Origin of the sequence: Luteibacter aegosomaticola (assembly GCF_023078475.1) — a bacterium.
GTDB classification, from domain to species: domain Bacteria; phylum Pseudomonadota; class Gammaproteobacteria; order Xanthomonadales; family Rhodanobacteraceae; genus Luteibacter; species Luteibacter aegosomaticola.
Genome location: NZ_CP095741.1, coordinates 3,145,743 through 3,160,325, shown reverse-complemented (window position 1 = coordinate 3,160,325; position 14,583 = coordinate 3,145,743). Strand labels below are relative to the sequence as shown.

The window sequence follows — 14,583 nt, the reverse complement described above, 5'->3', positions numbered from 1 at the left end:
TCAGGCGACCTTGTTGGGCCCGCGCCTTGGCTGGTCGCTGATCGAATCGACGAATTGCGCGGCGCGGCCCAGGGCCTGGGCCATCGCCTGCAGGCGGTCCATCGGCACGGAGACCACGGCGAGCTCTTCACGCTGCGGATGAATGTGTGGCTCGGCCCGCCCCCAGGCAAACTCCACCTCGTTCGGCGCGGTCGAGCGCGACGGCACGTCATCGTGCGTGATGCGCTGCGTTTCCCTGAAGAAATGCAGGTGGACGAAACCGTCGTCCGTTGGCCCGGTGATGGCAATGCCCGTGGCCACGCCGGACGTGAAATTCGGCGGCCGCACGTGCAGGATGTTCTTCTTTTTTTCGTCCATGGACTCCCCCTTGGGGGCGAGCATACGCAACCCCCGGTTGCCGGTCTATCGGCCAGAGGGGCGGGTCGCGGGCTTTGTGCGCCGGTCGACGGATTCCGGGTGGGTGAGGAGGGGTTAGCCGCCGTCCTGATCGATGGGGGCCAGTTCGTAACCGGTGCTGCGGCCACCGCCCTCGGTCCGGCGGAGCATCCCCAGGGTCACGAGCTCCGTGATGTCGCGCAGTGCGGTGTCCGTCGACGATTTGGCGATCGTCGCCCACTTGCCTGATGTGAGCTTGCCCTCGAAGCCGTTCAGAAGGCGATTCACCAGCTTCGTCTGGCGGGCATTCATCGGGAAGCTACCCCAGTGGCGCCAGAAACGCGCCTTATACAGCACGCGATCAAGGGTGGCCTGCGCAGCCGCAAGCGCGCCATGGAGTGTCATGAGAAACCAGGCTAGCCATTCATCGACCTCAAGCGAGCCTTTTTGCGTTCGCTCAAGGACATCGTAATAGGCGGATCGGTGCCGCTGGATTTCCGCGGAGAGACTGTAGAAGCGCTGCGGACTGCCGTCGGCACGGGCAAGGAACAGGTCGCCGACGGCGCGCGTCATGCGACCGTTGCCATCGTCGAAGGGGTGGAGGGTCACGAACCAGAGATGCGCGAGGGCCGCCTTGATCACCGGCGGTTCGCTGGTACGAGCATTCGCCCAGGCAAGGAACCGTTGCATCTCTTGCTCCAGGCTGTCAGCGGGCGGGGCCTCGAAATGCACGGTGTGCCGGTGCATGGGGCCGGAAACGACTTGCATGGGGCCTTTGGCGTCGTCACGCCAGGCGCCCACGCGGACGCGCGTCAGGTGGCTGTAGCCCGTCGGAAAGAGGGCGGTATGCCATGCGTGAAGGCGCGCGGTCGTAAGGGTTTCGTCGCTGTGCAACGTGGCGTCGAGGATCATGTCGACGACGCCCTCGACATGACGATCGACGGGCGCCAACGCGCCGATCTCCACGCCAAGATGGCGGGCGATGGATGACCTGACCGAGGCGACGTCCAGGTGCTCGCCCTCGATGGCACTGCTCTTGACGACGTCGTCGGTGAGGGCGGCGAGGCTTGCCTCGCTACGCAGGGCCATGCCGACATCGGCCAGCCGACCTAGCAGGCGGCCTTGGGCGAGGCTGACTTCGGCTAGGGGGCCGGCCAGCCGCGCCTGGTCGTACCGCCAGGTCGGCCAGTCGTCGCGCTGCCAGATATAGGTGTATTCACCGCTTCTCATGCGGCGAATATGGCCTGTATTCGCCGCTTGGTCAATTAATCACCGCATTTTGTGCGGCGATTAGATCCGCTATTCACCGCAAGCGGGCTCAGTAGGGCGCCTTGGCGGGTACGAAAGGCGAAACGGGGTCGCTCGCCGGGAAGGTCTCTTCCAGGGCCTGATCCTGGTTTTCGCTCTCGTGTGCCTTCCGCTCCTTCTTCTCCTGCGCGGATTCGGGCTTGCCCGGCGCGTGGTGGTCGGGGTGGTTGATGTCGTGGCGATCGTGATTCATGGCGGCCTCCCGTGGTGGTTCGCCACCGTCTTGGACCCGCAGGGGTGAATGGCGGGTGGTGGATGCGTCATGGGGCATGAGCGCTCTAGAATCGCGCGCATGCCGATACCCACAGCAGGACGCTCTCACTTCGCCGAGGTCTTCCACTGGTCCCGTGAAAGCCGGATTACGGGCAGGCGTGCACTGATCGGTGTGCTTGGCATGGCCGTGCCTGTCGCCGTGGGTGTCTGGCTGGGCAGGCCGGCACTGGGCTACGTGATCGGGCTCGGTACGATGTTGCTGGCCGGAGAGCAGGGTGATCGCGGCACTGGAAAGCACGGTTCGGTCTTGATGTCGCTGGTGCCGGTGGTGCTCGCTATCGCTGTCGCGCTCGGGCTGTCGTCGTTGCCGTTTGCGGATGTGCTGATGGTCGCGCTCGCCATGCTTGCGGCCACGCTGGTGAATTACAGCCGGCCTTTTGCAGTGGCAGGTATCCGGTTCATCGTCTTCCTTGTGCTGAACCTGGGGATCGTTGGCGCGCACGGGCCGAATGGTCGAGGTGCTGCGCTGCTTTTTGGCGTGGGTGCGGCCTGGCGTGTGTTATTGCGTACCGTTGCCCGCTTTACGTCTCGTAAGGCCGAGGCTGGCGATCACGTGCCTTCGCCCGCTACACGCGAGCCCACCCCGAGCCAGCGCCGCGCCCATATGAAGCGCGTTTTGCGCACCTTGCCCGGGTGGCAGTATCCGCTGCGCCTCGCTTTTGGCCTGGCGGTAGCGTGCCTGATGCGCGATGCATGGCCCGCGCATCACTTCGACTGGATGGTGTTGAGCATCGTGCTGCTTACGCCGCGTGCGCTGGAGCACTTTCCCGTGCATATCACCCAGCGCGCCGTCGGTACGTTGGCCGGCGTGGTGGTGGCAGGGATCATCATGGCCTGTGCGCCGGGGCACCTCGCGATCGCGGTGCTGGTTTGCCTCTTCGGCGCCGCGGCCCCGTTGGTGCGGCCTGGTAACTACGCGGCGTACTGCGTACTTGCTACTCCGCTCATTCTTTTGGCGATGGACGCCGGAACGGGCATCGCGCCGACGATGCTGGCCGATCGCCTGGTGGCGACGCTGGCAGGCTGCGCCATCGTGCTGGGCGCCAACGGGTTGATGGATTGCGTGTTGCGGTGGGCGTTACAGACCGAATAGATCTATTCACGAATCTATTCAAGACCTCGTGCAGATATACGGCAATGCATTGATATTGAATGCGTTCGGGGCGAGGAATCTATTCAAGAATCTATTCACGATGACGGCGTGGTCGCTTCTGGTGCGCCCACGTGCGACCAGAGTGGGCTCACCAATGCCCCGTCAGATAGTTGCCCTGCATAACCAGCGAAACCTCGCCGAGGCCGCCATCCTGCGCAGTGCTCCATGCGGCGATCGCAATCGTGTTCTTGCCCTGCGGGTTCAGTAGCCCGGCCGGCAGTTCGAAATCGGTTTGCGGGCCCACGTCACTGATGTAGCGGCCGATCTGCCAGCCGTTGATGAAGATGATCGCCCGATAGTGATGGGGTGCCGCATCGCGGATGCGTAGCGCGATCGGTACATCCTGGTTCTTTGGGATATCCAGCGTGAACGTGGTGCGGTACCAGTCGACGCCAGGCTTATCCGTGGCGTGGGGTAGGGTGGTTTTAGCCCACGCTGCGTCACTGAATCCAGGCAGGTGCCAGTCTTTCCGTTCGCCGTAAAGGCCACCGATGTTGAACGGGCCACGGACCGGGTCGGGCAGGTCTTCACCGCCGACGTTGCCCTGCAACTTCCAGGCGATGGGTGCCTGTGAGCCCTGCAACGTTGCGGACATGAGGCCGCGCATCTCGCGGAACGCGCCGTTATGTTCTTCCTGCAGGTGGCCGGTGTTTTCCACGAGCACGGCGACCACGTTGTCGCCACCTTTCTTCAGCCAGCTTGGGTCGATCGGGAACTGTTGCGAGCCGCTCGGGTTGTTACCCAGGAAGTGGCCATTGAGCCACGCAGTAAAGATACCGTGGTTGCCCAGATGCACGCCCATGCTCGCGGAAAGCCGGATCGAGGTTTCCTTCCCGGTGGCCTTGAAGTGCCCGCGATACCACACGTGGCCGTGATGGAATCCATAGTCATCGCTATCCAGGATGGGTAGCTGGTGTTCCCAGTACGGGTTAGGCGTGCTCGTCTTGTTGGCGGCCTGCCACGCGTGATCGTCGAACGTCGTCTCGATCTCGGGAGCGCTGTTGGCGATGTGCCAGTCATGCAGGGTGGGCAGTGTGACGGGCGCCGGACCGTCGAGCTTGCCGAGCAGCGTTGTCGAAGCGGTGCGCGAGGTCTGGATCGGCTTGCCGTTCCACGTGACAGTGCGGACATCCGGGGCCGCGAACACTTCCAGTTCGCTGGCTTTGTCGGTGTCACCGGTGAGTGCGAGGGTGTCACCGGACGGCGTGGCACTGCGCGCCAGGTACGGTCCGCGCAGCAGTACAGGGCCCGCGGCAGTATCGAGTTGCCAGAAGCGCGTCGCGGCTTCGTTATCACCTAGCAGGAGCAACAGGGAGTGCTCGCCTTGGGTGATCGTGACGCGCGAAAGGCCGTGGTGGCGGTAATTGAGTCGGAGCATGTGCGCCTTCTCATCCCAGGCGCTCGCTACCTGGCCATCGAGCACCTTCACCTCCGGCTGCCCGGCGTAACGCAGCACGGTCTCGCCGTCTTCGCCGTCGCGCCCGTAGAACACCGCGATATCCCTGCCTCCGGTATGCAGTTGTGTCAGTAGTTCCGAGGTGGAGTAGGCCAGGTCCTGCTGCCCGATGTGCGCGTCGGCCAGGAGTACCTTCGAGTCACGGCCATTGACGCGCAGGTCCGTGCCCGGTGCCTGGGGGATCCTGATGGCGCCTGCGTCGCGTAGCGTGATGGAGAGATGGGTTGCATCGTTCGTGGTATCCGCGGCTTCGGCGTGGCGCAGGATGTAGAAGCGTGTGCCGTCGTCGGGATTGATGCGCGCATTCACTCTCAACCGGCGATTCTCCGCGACCGCGCTGCCCACGGCATCTGTGCGCGCCAGCGACGGCGCGGCATGGATCATGTAGCCCAGCAACTTCTGCTGATCGTACTTCGACGTGAGCTGGCGGCTTGTCGTGATCGCTGCGCCGTAGTCGTACGAGGTATACACGCCGGGGGACGAGAGCCAGCCCCAGTTGATGCCGCCGTACGTCATGTAGAAGTTCTGCATGGTGGAGCCGGAGGCCATGGTCGCCTCGTAGAACACGCGCTCGAATTCGGGGCCGGTAAGCTTGCGGCAGGCTTCGTAGCCTGGGCCGCCCCAGACGTCGAATGCGCCACCCTGATACTCCGGGAAAAAGAGTGGCGTGTGTTTCAACCCCTCGCGTTCGCTGGCGAAATCGTAGACCGAGTTCCAGCGCTCCGGGCGCGTGCAGTCGAAATCCATGGGGTACGAGTCGTACCCGGGCATGTCGAGCTTGCCCACGCCATCGAAGAAGTTGGTGTTGTGGTTACCGAAGAGCGGCACCGTAATGCCGTCGGCGCGAGCCTTGTCTTCGAGGGCCTGCATATAGGCGCGGCCATCGTCAGAATCGTTGTAGAACTCGTTTTCAACCTGGTAGAGAAGGACCGTGCCGCGACCGTCAGTGACCTGGTGGCGTGCGAGGATCGCGTCGATCGCCGTCATCCACTCGCGGTAGGCGGCGGTGTACTCCGGTGCCGTCGAGCGAGGCTTGCCCGCCGTGTTGACCAGCCAGCCCGGGAATCCGCCCGCGTCCGTTTCGGCGTTGATGTAGGGGCCCGGCCGAGCGATCACGTAAATGCCCACATCGCGGGCCATGTCGAGCAGCCGGTCGACGTCGCGGATACCGGTGAAGTCGTAGACGCCGCGCTTGGGCGAGTGGTAACCCCAGTCAAAATAGATTTCGACGGCGTTGAAGCCGGCGGCTTTCATCTTCTGCAGCACATCCTTCCAAAGCTCGGGGCTGGGGAGGCGCCAGTAGTGGAAGGAGCCGGACCAGATGTAGGTCGGTTTGCCGTCGATGATCAGGGAGTGGCGGTCATACGTGACCGTGTGCGAGGCGGCTGGCGCGTCGGCTGCGGCTGCGGCTGTCGTCGCCATGGCCGCGGCGAGCAGGGTGAGCCCGGCATAGCGGACAGTACGGCGGCCCTGCGGCCGGTTGGAACGCGACATCCCCATCTCCCATGGTCTTCGGCATGCGACGTAGGCCGCCGCCGAAGCGTGGGGTAATTTGGGTATATTTGCAAATGTGTGCGTTTGTGACAGCGGCGTGGCAGGGCACCGCTGCCGCCGGGCTCAGTGGTCTTTCGGTGCGGGCTTGTACGGCACGAACGGTCCGAGGACCACGAAGCCGCGAAGACCGCCGCCGTACCGGTCCACCATCCTGATGGAGTCCAGTGCGCACAACTGGGCGCCGAAGGTCTTAGTCACCATCAGGTCGTCTGAATTCAGTGCTTCCGCGCCTGAGCGGGGCTGGTTGACGTAGTAAGTCGCACCGATCCGGTAGGCGATGGTCGTCTTGTCGATGACCTGGGTATTGCTCACCTGTGGCAGGTCGATGCATTGCTGCGCGGGGCCGGCCACGCGACCCTCGGTGATCTTCGCGAGTTGGGCGGCAGGATCGTCCTTGCGTGCCCAGGCGGGGCTGGTGGCGAGGGCGGCGATAGCCACCGAAAGCAGGAGGCGGGTGGGGGTCGACATGGCGGTCACCGAGGGGAGTGGGGACGCCATCATTGTAGGCCGATGGAATTGTGGTGATGCGCCTACGTGAGGACTAGTGGAGGGCCTACACGACCTTGGGCGAGCGCCGATGGAGCGCCTCGCGACCAGCGCATACGATCCTGTCTCCTGCCATATGCGGTGCAATGGTTGCACTGACGGGGCGTCATAAGTAGGATCCTGCATTGCCCGCCATCATGCGCTTTACCCGTTCCACGATTTGTATGTACGCCAACGACCATCCACCACCGCATTTCCACGTCAGGGGTAGCGACGGGCGCGAGGCCGTCGTGAAGCTCGCGGGCTTCACCATCCTGGCGGGTACGCTTTCCGCCCGAGACATCGTCGAGCCCCTGGCGTGGGCGAAGCGCAACGCACGCGAGTTGTTCGATACCTGGCAGGAGCTGAACTCATGACCCACATTCATCAACCACAATTCTTGCTTCGGTCCGTCGAGGCCATCGAGCCTGGTGTGCTTTCCCTAGGGTTCGGCGATGGCTACGAAGGCACCGTGGATCTCAACGCTGCGATGGGTCGCCTGCGTTCCCTCGCGCCTCTTCAGGATTGGGACCTCTTCCAGCGCGTGGCGCTCGACGAATGGTCGCGCGGTGTGATCTTCGGCGGTGATGACAGCCTCAGTCTCGCCAGCGATAACCTGCGTGCTAGCGCGATTGAGCAGGAAGGCGAGTTCTCCCACCAGCAAGTCATCGCATGGATGGACCGCCACGGTTTTACGCTGGACCGGGCGGCGCATGAGCTTGGGCTGAGCCGACGCATGCTCGCGTACTACCGCAGTGGCGAGAAGCCCGTACCGAGAACGGTAGGGTTGGCCTTGCTTGGCTGGGATGCCCTTCATGACACCATGCCCAACCGGGGGGGCGGGAGCCGTTCGGGCCCCCGCCCGCCGATGTCGCCGGAGCGGCCTTCGGTATCCGCCCGGCGCGTCCACGAGCGCTGACTTGCCTAGAAGTGCCGTTCCACTTCGAACATGATGCTCCGCGGCGTGCCCCAGGCGGTGCGGTCGCTCGATGCCGTGACGAAGTACTTCCTGTCGAAGAGGTTGCGCACGTTGACCTGTGCATCCCACGGGCCATGTGTGTAGTAAACCGCCGCGTCGAACAAGGTGTAGGGCTTGATCAGGAACGGCTTGCCGTAAATGGGATCGGTGGGCTCGTAGTTACTGGCCAGCTCGTTGCTCTGGTAGGTCACGCCACCGCCGACGCCCCAGCCAGCCAGCGCGCCGGCCTGCACCATGTATTTCGCCCACAGGTTTGCGTTGTGTCGCGGAATACCCGCCAGACGCACGCCCGTCGGCAGCGTGTTGTCCTTGGTAATCTGAGCCTTGGTCCACGCGTAGGCGAGGGTGATATCCAGGCCTGCCGTAGGGTGGATGCCACCTTCCAGTTCGAGACCCCGGCTGCGCTGCTCGCCGGTCACCACGTAGAAATTCGGGTGTTCGAAATCCTCGGTCGCCACGTTCTGGCGAGTGAGCTGGAACGCGGTGACCATGCCGTGCAGGCTGCCGTCGGAGGATTGCACCTTCAGGCCGGTCTCGATGTCACGGCCACGCTCCGGCGGCACATTGCCGCCGTCCCAACGCGGATAGCCGCCCTGCGGGTTGAATGACTTCGACCAGTTCGCGTACCACGCGGCGCTCTCACTGATCGCATAAGTGAGGCCGACGCGTGGGCTGATTGCCGTGTCGGAGACCTGGTCCTCGCCAGTGCCTGTCCGTGCCTTATCGATGCGCGCGCCGAACGTGGCTGTCCATTTGCCCCATTTGGCGTGGTCCTGCACGTACCAGCCCAGCTGCTTGGTGTCGCCGCGCGAGTGGGTGATGTCGAGATTCACGGGCGCCGGGACGATTCCGTATTGCGGCGCGTAGATATCGACCGGGTAGGGTCCGTAGTCGAAGTTATTGGACCAGCTGTTCATGCGCCGCGCGAAATCGACGCCGACCAGAACCTCATGCTCGATGGCACCTGTGCTGCCGGTCATCGTCAGGTTGTTGTCGATGCGCAGCGCGTGCCCATGTTCGTTGTAGGGGCCGTAGTAGAAGCGGTCGAGCGTCCGCATGTCGTCTTCATGAAGGCCGCTGGCAAATAGCCAGTGGTCCCATGTGTTGTGGAAATCCTCGTAGCGCACGCCTTGATGGAATGAAAGCCAGTCGTTAAGGCGCTGGTCGAGCTGCCAGCCGATGGCCTTCAGATCGCGCGCCTGCTCCGCCGGATAGTCCGTGTCGTTCACGGCGCGGCTGCGTGGGAGGCGGCCGTTCGGGTTGTACAGCAGCGTGCCGTAGGCGGTGGTGGGCGACCAGGGATGCATGCGATCGCGCTGGTACGTGCCGAGGAAGGTCCAGGTCGTGTCGGAGCTCGGTGCCCAGGTGAGGGCTGGCGCGATATACGTACGCTTGGCGTCCGAACCGTCGACGAAGTAGTCCTGCTCGCGGCGGATGATATTCAGGCGTCCGAGCCAATGGCCGTCCTTCGAGAGCGGGGTATTTGCGTCGACCCCCAGTTCGCGGAAATCGTCCGTGCCGACGGCCGCACGGACATCCACGAACGAGTCGTTGCGCGGCCGCTTGCTCATCAGGTTCACCAGCCCGGACAGCGGGCCCTGGCCGTACAGCCCGGAGGCCGGCCCCTTGACCACTTCGATCCGCTCGAGACCGCCCAGTTCCGTGCTGGCCATTTCATTGGTCAGCGCTAGCCCATCCAGGTACGTCGCCCCCTGCGAGGCATCAAAACCGCGGATATTGAAGCCGTCGAAGAAACCATAGACATCACTGCGCGACACGCCGGCGACATTGCGTAGCGCATCGGGCAGGCGGCGCACGCCCTGGTCATCGATCAGCTGGCGCGGGATCACCGAGACGGCCTGGGCGGTTTCAAGGTTCGGGATATCGATCTTGCTTCCCGACGACGTTGCATCGAATGTCGTTGCCTGCACGGCAACCTTGTCGAGGGTGGTCGTCTCGGAACGCTTCTTCTTCGCTTCGCTGTCGGCGTCCGCTGCGGCGGCGGCCGTATGCGCCAGGGCCAGTGCCAGGCCGAAGCAGAGGGCAGAAACGCGAGGCGCAAGCGAGCGCCTGGACAGTTGAGAGTCCATGGGTAGGGGCCTTGTGGTCGATGGCCGGCTACCCGGGCAGGGATGGCTTGGCGTTACGTGTGAGCCTGAGATTATCCTTAGAATGCGAACGATTCGCAAATAGATGCGAGGCCGGCCGTGCGTGTTCGCCGACCGGCCGCGCGATCAGAACCGGTACATCAGTGCCGCGGAGTAGCCAACCGTGCTGTCGCCGTGGACCATGGGGCTGTCACTGATCTCGTCAGCGAGGCGGCTGTAGCGGAACGTACCGACGGCCGACCAGCGCGCACCCAGTTTGATAAATGCCGATGCACCGGCGTATGGCGCGGATGACGAACCACTACGGTAGGCAGGAAGGCCGCTGCGCAGCGCTTCTTTCCGGCTCACGCCGTAGTAGTAGTCGTTGAGTGCGCTGCTCGTGTATGCCACGCCGACCATCGGGGTGATGACGACGGCGGAGCCGAAGGGCATGGCATACGAGTAATTGGCATCGAACACGTGGCCGCCGCCGTGGCCGGTGACCTCCTTCTGCGCGGCGAGCGCGACGCGGCCCCAGGTGCCTTTCGTCTGCCACTGCAGGCCGAGCTGCGCGGAGAGGTCGCGATCCTTGAGCTGGCGCAGCTGTGAGTTTCGGCTGTCCTCGTGCCGGAAGCGATTGCCGATGGGTGACAGTGCCACCGCCAGTTCGCTGGACGACGAGTTCCACAGCCGGGCGCCGAAGCTCGGCCCGCGAAGGAAGAAACGCTGGCCCTCGTAGCTGGCCACCGGGAGCGGCCACGCCTTGTTGTCATACGAGCGATACGGGCTCGGGCTCCATGCCACGCCCAGGCCAAGGCTGAGCTTGCCCTGCTCGCTGCGGTCCTGCGCGTGCGCCGTGAAGCACGACGCCATCGTGAGTACGGATACACCGCAGAGCATAAGTTTACGTGCCATCAACCAGGCTGCCTCTGTTTCGAAAGCGCCGCATGGTGATGGGTGAACATTGCCTCAACATTGCCTGTTCGCGGGCTTATCATGGAGCCCATTGATTGGCTTGCTCCTGGATTTCCCATGAAGGCTCTTGTGTTTCGCGAGTTTGGTGCCGCTGATGTACTGCAGTGGGAGGACATCGCTGATCCCGTGCCCGGCCCGGGCCAGGTGCTCGTGCGCATGCGCGCCGTGGGGTTGAATTTCGCCGACGTGTACCGTCGTAACGGTACGTACCATCTCGCGGGCGCGGCGCCGTGGATCCTTGGGTACGAAGGGGCTGGTGATGTCGTCTCCGAAGGTGGCCCGTTCCCACCGGGCACGCGCGTCGGTTTCGCCGACATGCCACATGCCAATGCGGGGAAGGTGGTTGTCGATGCAGACAAGCTGATTCCGCTGCCTGATCACATCACCTATGAAACAGCCGCCGCCGTCCTGTTGCAGGGTTTGACCGCGCAGTACCTGGTGACCGATAGCTCGCGCCCTGTGGCGGGGCAAGTGGCGCTCGTGCATGCGGCAGCGGGCGGTGTAGGGTTGCTATTGGTGCAGATGCTCCGGGCGAAAGGCGTCCGCGTTATCGGCGTGGCGTCATCGGACACCAAGCGCGCGGCGGCGCGCGATGCAGGCGCGGATGTCACGCTCGGCTACGACCACCTGGTCAAGCGCGTGCACGAAGCAACGGAAGGGTTGGGCGTGCACGTCGCCTATGATTCCGTCGGCCGTACGTTGGGTGAGAGCCTCGCCGCGACGCGAACCGGCGGTACCGTGGTGTTCTACGGCATGGCTGCAGGTGATCCGGACTTCGTCGACCCTCGTCTGTTGATGGACCGTTCGCTGACACTCACCGGCGGCGATCTGTGGAATGTGCTTACGAGTGCATCCATTCGCCGGGAGCGTGCGGCCGCGTTGTTCAAGCTGATCCGCGAGGGTGAGCTGACACCGACGCTGGCGGCGACATTCGCACTGCATGATGGCGCAGCGGCACATCGGTTCCTCGAAAGCCGTGGAGCCATCGGCAAGGTCGTCATGACTACCGATATTGCATAGTCCTGGCGGGCCGCGCGCCGGTCTCCCTATGCTACGGTCGATGACGCCGCGTAGGGCGGCCTACTAACTTCGGAGCGTTATCATGGAAAAGCGCGAACAGCCGATGCACGACGTCAACGTTTTTGGTGTCCAGATGGATGGTCCCATCCAGGCAAATACGATGGCCATGAAGTGGGCGCCGAAGATTGACGATGTGGGCGATATCGGTCGCATCGGTTCCACGCACAGCGGCGGCGATTGGGGCTGAGCCCCGGGGCCTTGCCCCATCCGCTGCAACGCCGAAGCCGCCTCGTTCCCGGGGCGGCTTTTTCATGAAAGGAGTTCGTTGGTGATCAAGGCCGAGATCGCATTATCCGATGTGGCGTTCGCGCCCACGTGGCATGAAGCAAGGCTGGCTATCGGAGCGAGCCGCATCACGCCGCATGCGCACCCGATGCTTGAGACGGTCGTTGTTCGGGCATCCGGCCGCTGGTTCATGGTGACCAGGGAGCGCCAGGCCGGTGCCACGTCGCGGGACTCCGCAAGCCCGCTCACTATCGTCGATGTACGCGACGACGGCGAGTTTCACGCGCTTCACCAGGCATGCCTGCTCTGGCCCCTGGACTACATCATGGTCGAAGGCGCCCAGGCAGGGCATCGTCTTCGCATCCGCGCGGGTGTGATTGGGTCGGCGCCGGTGTATTGCGCAGCGGTCGACGACCACGTCTCCATCTCGTGGGATTCCGCGGATTTCGCTGACCGCCCGGCGATGATCGATACGGAAGTGGCGAGCCACCAACTCGCCTTGCATACCAGCTACGCGGCAAGGCAGCTGTACACAGGCGTTGTCATGCTCACCGAGCGCGCGGCGATGGAGGTGGAGCCGGGCAGGGCACGGTTCCGTTACCCCGAGCCCATGGCAGATGGCGCGCCCACCGAGGACGACGGTGAGGATAGGTTGCCGCGCTTTGCTGAAGCGCTTGCGAGTGCCGTTTCGTCGCGTCCGTGGGCCGAAGGCAGTGTGTCCCTCGAACTCAGCGGCGGCATGGATTCGGCGACCGTTGCCGTCGCGCTTGCGCAGCTGCACGGAGATATCGATAGCAAGGGTATCCTTCTCGACGGCGAGGTACGCGGGCCGCAAGTGCAGAGGCGCAGGTTTATCGCGGAGCGCCTTGGCCTTGCCGACCATACGGTGGATATCTCGGCACTGCCGCCCGGCCTCGATCTGGATGCGCCGCACGAGACTTACGGGTTCTGCCGCGAGTTCTACCTCGAGGCCTGCTCGGCCTTGTGGGCATCCGCGCGCGACAAAGGCCGCCATACACTCTTCACGGGCATAGGTGGAGATGAGCTTTTCCCGGCGTACCTCGATGAAGTTTCCGCCGGCGCTGCCAAAGGGCCGCTATGGGCACGCGATGCCCGCAGCTATGCGGAGGGCTTGCTGACGCCACGCGCGCTGGCCGCGTCGCGTAGCCGCCCGCTTTTCGACGCGCCCGCCAGCCCGGTGCCGGTAACGTCGTTGCTTGCCAGCGCATGCCGCGCCCCCGACCTGCTCAAGCATGGCCAGTGGCCGGTCAACCCGCTGAGCGATCCGCGCCTCGCGTACCTGTGCCATCGCTTGCCACGGAGCAGCCGCGAGGGCAGGGAGGTGATGCGGCGTTACCTCGAAAGCCACCTTGGCGGCGATGTGTTTCCGAAGGGCTACCTCAAGGAGACCTTTGCCAACGTGCTGCCGCCGCTGATAGCGACCCACGCGCCCCGCCTTGCCGGCCAACTGCGTGAGTGCGCGCTGGCCGACCTGGGGCTGGTTGACCGGAGAGCGGTCCTTGCGCTCCTGGAAACGATCGCCGAGACGCGGTCGCACCCGGCCTCGTCGGCGTTTGCCTCGTTCCTGTCGCTGGAACGGTGCGCCCGGCAAGCGAGCGCCTGAGGTCTCGCGTTAGCGAATATCCAGCGGTGCGAAGCCCTTCACCAGATCGTCGATGGCCTTGATCTGCGCCAGGAACGGCTCGAGGGCATGGAGCGGCAGGGCGCTTGGGCCATCGCAGCGGGCGTTGTCCGGGTCGGCGTGGGCTTCCAGGAACAGGCCGCCGATACCGACGGCCATGCCGGCGCGGGCGAGTTCCAGCACCTGGCGACGGCGGCCGCCGCTGGCTTCGCTACCGGAATCACGGCGCTGCAGGCTGTGGGTCACGTCGAAGATGGCCGGGTAGCCACCCGTCGATTCGATCATCTCGCGGAAACCGAGCATGTCGACCACGAGATTGTCATAGCCGAACTGAGCGCCGCGCTCGCAAAGGATGATTCGCTCGTTGCCGGCTTCCTTGATCTTGCCCGTCACGTGCTTCATCTGCGTGGGGCTCATGAACTGCGGCTTCTTGATGTTGACGGCACGGCCGGTCTTCGCGATGGCTTCCACCAGATCGGTCTGGCGAGCCAGGAAGGCCGGGATCTGCAGCACATCCACTACCTCGGCGACGACCGGTGCCTGGAAGATTTCATGCACGTCGGTGATGACCGGGCAGCCGAATTCCGCCTTCACGCGCTCGAAGATGCGCATGCCTTCGTCGAGGCCCACGCCGCGGAAGGAGTGGATGGACGAGCGGTTGGCCTTGTCGAAGCTGGCCTTGAACACGTATGGGATGCCCAGCTTGCGGGTCACGTCGACGTAATGCGACGCCGCGTGCAAGGTGGAATCGAGGTCCTCCAGCACGTTGATGCCGCCAAAAAGCACGAAGGGCAGGCGGTTACCGACGTCTACGCCGGGTGCAATGGAAACGTTCATCTCGACTCCGAAAGGGGGCTGGGGCTAGCCCTCTATGGTACTGCGAGCGGGGTCTTCACGTTTCAGGGCTAAAGCGCCTAGCCGGATGGCCGTTAAGCCTCGGGAGACTCTAAA

14 protein-coding genes are annotated in these 14,583 nt (G+C 64.1%); 6 read left to right on the top strand and 8 right to left on the bottom strand.

Annotated elements, in window-relative coordinates; all coding sequences use genetic code 11:
* The 3 genes from L2Y96_RS13925 to L2Y96_RS13915 form a co-directional block, all read right to left on the bottom strand.
* Positions 1 to 381: a hypothetical protein gene (locus L2Y96_RS13925; RefSeq protein WP_247327208.1), complete on the bottom strand. Its 381-nt coding sequence runs from the start codon at positions 379 to 381 to the stop codon at positions 1 to 3.
* A 90-nt stretch (positions 382 to 471) separates the two neighbouring features.
* Positions 472 to 1,605, bottom strand: coding sequence for a Fic family protein (locus L2Y96_RS13920; RefSeq protein ID WP_247327206.1), 1,134 nt, complete (start codon positions 1,603 to 1,605; stop codon positions 472 to 474).
* Between the two features lie 88 nt (positions 1,606 to 1,693).
* Positions 1,694 to 1,876: a hypothetical protein gene (locus tag L2Y96_RS13915; RefSeq protein WP_247327196.1), complete on the bottom strand. Its 183-nt coding sequence runs from the start codon at positions 1,874 to 1,876 to the stop codon at positions 1,694 to 1,696.
* A gap of 69 nt (positions 1,877 to 1,945) precedes the next feature.
* Here L2Y96_RS13915 and L2Y96_RS13910 point away from each other — a divergent pair, with 69 nt between their 5' ends.
* Complete coding sequence (locus L2Y96_RS13910; protein WP_247327193.1) at positions 1,946 to 3,049, top strand: FUSC family protein; 1,104 nt, start codon at positions 1,946 to 1,948, stop codon at positions 3,047 to 3,049.
* Positions 3,050 to 3,197: 148 nt separating this feature from the next.
* On the opposite strand, the gene L2Y96_RS13905 is transcribed toward L2Y96_RS13910, so the two are convergent.
* A complete protein-coding gene (locus L2Y96_RS13905; protein ID WP_247327192.1) occupies positions 3,198 to 6,059 on the bottom strand; it encodes a glycoside hydrolase family 35 protein in 2,862 nt (953 codons plus the stop codon).
* A gap of 123 nt (positions 6,060 to 6,182) precedes the next feature.
* Positions 6,183 to 6,587 (bottom strand): hypothetical protein, encoded by a 405-nt coding sequence (locus tag L2Y96_RS13900; protein WP_247327188.1) that lies wholly within the window; start codon positions 6,585 to 6,587, stop codon positions 6,183 to 6,185.
* A 242-nt stretch (positions 6,588 to 6,829) separates the two neighbouring features.
* Between L2Y96_RS13900 and L2Y96_RS13895 the strand changes: the two genes are divergently transcribed.
* Both L2Y96_RS13895 and L2Y96_RS13890 read left to right on the top strand, forming a co-directional pair.
* On the top strand, positions 6,830 to 7,021 hold the full coding sequence (locus L2Y96_RS13895; RefSeq protein ID WP_247327177.1) for a DUF4160 domain-containing protein: 192 nt from the start codon (positions 6,830 to 6,832) through the stop codon (positions 7,019 to 7,021).
* Positions 7,018 to 7,563: a helix-turn-helix domain-containing protein gene (locus L2Y96_RS13890; protein WP_247327175.1), complete on the top strand. Its 546-nt coding sequence runs from the start codon at positions 7,018 to 7,020 to the stop codon at positions 7,561 to 7,563. Before L2Y96_RS13895 ends, L2Y96_RS13890 begins: the two co-directional genes overlap by 4 nt.
* 5 nt (positions 7,564 to 7,568) lie before the next feature.
* On the opposite strand, the gene L2Y96_RS13885 is transcribed toward L2Y96_RS13890, so the two are convergent.
* Both L2Y96_RS13885 and L2Y96_RS13880 read right to left on the bottom strand, forming a co-directional pair.
* Positions 7,569 to 9,713, bottom strand: a complete 2,145-nt coding sequence (locus L2Y96_RS13885) for a TonB-dependent siderophore receptor (RefSeq protein ID WP_247327164.1) — start codon at positions 9,711 to 9,713, stop codon at positions 7,569 to 7,571.
* Positions 9,714 to 9,857: 144 nt separating this feature from the next.
* Positions 9,858 to 10,625: a MipA/OmpV family protein gene (locus tag L2Y96_RS13880; protein ID WP_247327161.1), complete on the bottom strand. Its 768-nt coding sequence runs from the start codon at positions 10,623 to 10,625 to the stop codon at positions 9,858 to 9,860.
* 117 nt (positions 10,626 to 10,742) lie between these two features.
* On the opposite strand from L2Y96_RS13880, the gene L2Y96_RS13875 reads away from it, so the two are divergent.
* The 3 genes from L2Y96_RS13875 to L2Y96_RS13865 all read left to right on the top strand — a co-directional run bounded on the left by L2Y96_RS13875 (position 10,743) and on the right by L2Y96_RS13865 (position 13,614).
* Positions 10,743 to 11,705, top strand: a complete 963-nt coding sequence (locus tag L2Y96_RS13875) for a quinone oxidoreductase family protein (protein WP_247327159.1) — start codon at positions 10,743 to 10,745, stop codon at positions 11,703 to 11,705.
* 82 nt (positions 11,706 to 11,787) lie between these two features.
* On the top strand, positions 11,788 to 11,952 hold the full coding sequence (locus L2Y96_RS13870) for a hypothetical protein (protein ID WP_247327157.1): 165 nt from the start codon (positions 11,788 to 11,790) through the stop codon (positions 11,950 to 11,952).
* Positions 11,953 to 12,033: 81 nt separating this feature from the next.
* Positions 12,034 to 13,614: an asparagine synthase-related protein gene (locus L2Y96_RS13865; protein ID WP_247327155.1), complete on the top strand. Its 1,581-nt coding sequence runs from the start codon at positions 12,034 to 12,036 to the stop codon at positions 13,612 to 13,614.
* 9 nt (positions 13,615 to 13,623) lie between these two features.
* Here the strand turns inward: L2Y96_RS13865 and kdsA are convergent, their stop codons facing one another.
* On the bottom strand, positions 13,624 to 14,469 hold the full coding sequence (kdsA, locus tag L2Y96_RS13860; protein ID WP_247327150.1) for a 3-deoxy-8-phosphooctulonate synthase: 846 nt from the start codon (positions 14,467 to 14,469) through the stop codon (positions 13,624 to 13,626).
* Positions 14,470 to 14,583 lie beyond the last annotated feature (114 nt).

What these genes read in the sequence shown, in the direction of transcription:
- L2Y96_RS13925 (WP_247327208.1), bottom strand. Translation starts at nt 381, where the DNA reads ATGCTCGCCCCCAAGGGGGAGTCCATGGACGAAAAAAAGAAGAACATC.
- L2Y96_RS13920 (WP_247327206.1), bottom strand. Translation starts at nt 1,605, where the DNA reads ATGAGAAGCGGTGAATACACCTATATCTGGCAGCGCGACGACTGGCCG.
- L2Y96_RS13915 (WP_247327196.1), bottom strand. Translation starts at nt 1,876, where the DNA reads ATGAATCACGATCGCCACGACATCAACCACCCCGACCACCACGCGCCG.
- L2Y96_RS13910 (WP_247327193.1), top strand. Translation starts at nt 1,946, where the DNA reads ATGGGGCATGAGCGCTCTAGAATCGCGCGCATGCCGATACCCACAGCA.
- L2Y96_RS13905 (WP_247327192.1), bottom strand. Translation starts at nt 6,059, where the DNA reads ATGTCGCGTTCCAACCGGCCGCAGGGCCGCCGTACTGTCCGCTATGCC.
- L2Y96_RS13900 (WP_247327188.1), bottom strand. Translation starts at nt 6,587, where the DNA reads ATGTCGACCCCCACCCGCCTCCTGCTTTCGGTGGCTATCGCCGCCCTC.
- L2Y96_RS13895 (WP_247327177.1), top strand. Translation starts at nt 6,830, where the DNA reads ATGTACGCCAACGACCATCCACCACCGCATTTCCACGTCAGGGGTAGC.
- L2Y96_RS13890 (WP_247327175.1), top strand. Translation starts at nt 7,018, where the DNA reads ATGACCCACATTCATCAACCACAATTCTTGCTTCGGTCCGTCGAGGCC.
- L2Y96_RS13885 (WP_247327164.1), bottom strand. Translation starts at nt 9,713, where the DNA reads ATGGACTCTCAACTGTCCAGGCGCTCGCTTGCGCCTCGCGTTTCTGCC.
- L2Y96_RS13880 (WP_247327161.1), bottom strand. Translation starts at nt 10,625, where the DNA reads ATGGCACGTAAACTTATGCTCTGCGGTGTATCCGTACTCACGATGGCG.
- L2Y96_RS13875 (WP_247327159.1), top strand. Translation starts at nt 10,743, where the DNA reads ATGAAGGCTCTTGTGTTTCGCGAGTTTGGTGCCGCTGATGTACTGCAG.
- L2Y96_RS13870 (WP_247327157.1), top strand. Translation starts at nt 11,788, where the DNA reads ATGGAAAAGCGCGAACAGCCGATGCACGACGTCAACGTTTTTGGTGTC.
- kdsA (WP_247327150.1), bottom strand. Translation starts at nt 14,469, where the DNA reads ATGAACGTTTCCATTGCACCCGGCGTAGACGTCGGTAACCGCCTGCCC.